Origin of the sequence: Erysipelatoclostridium sp. MSK.7.34, from assembly GCF_019041935.1 — a bacterium.
Classification (GTDB): Bacteria; Bacillota_I; Bacilli_A; order Erysipelotrichales; family Coprobacillaceae; genus Thomasclavelia; species Thomasclavelia ramosa.
Genome location: NZ_JAHPYJ010000090.1, coordinates 1 through 302 on the forward strand (window position 1 = coordinate 1; position 302 = coordinate 302).

The window sequence follows — 302 nt, forward strand, 5'->3', positions numbered from 1 at the left end:
GACCCGCAGGCGATTCGAACGCCTGACCCTCTGATTAAAAGTCAGATGCTCTACCAGCTGAGCTAGCGGGTCATTATTAATGGCTGGGGTACCTGGATTCGAACCAGGGAGATGACAGAGTCAAAGTCTGTTGCCTTACCGCTTGGCTATACCCCAATGAATGGTGGAGGAGGGCGGATTCGAACCACCGAACCAAAGGAACTGAGTTACAGTCAGCCGCGTTTAGCCACTTCGCTACTCCTCCATCATGGTGCCGGCTAAAGGACTTGAACCCTCAACCTACTGATTACAAGTCAGTTGCT

At 52.0% G+C, this 302-nt stretch carries 3 tRNA genes; all 3 read right to left on the reverse strand.

Annotated features, from left to right (window positions below):
* A tRNA-Lys gene (locus tag KTF99_RS16950) sits at positions 1 to 72 on the reverse strand.
* An 8-nt stretch (positions 73 to 80) separates the two neighbouring features.
* Positions 81 to 156, reverse strand: a tRNA-Gln gene (locus KTF99_RS16955).
* A 5-nt stretch (positions 157 to 161) separates the two neighbouring features.
* Positions 162 to 244 (reverse strand) — tRNA-Tyr (locus KTF99_RS16960).
* Between the last annotated feature and the right edge of the window lie 58 nt (positions 245 to 302).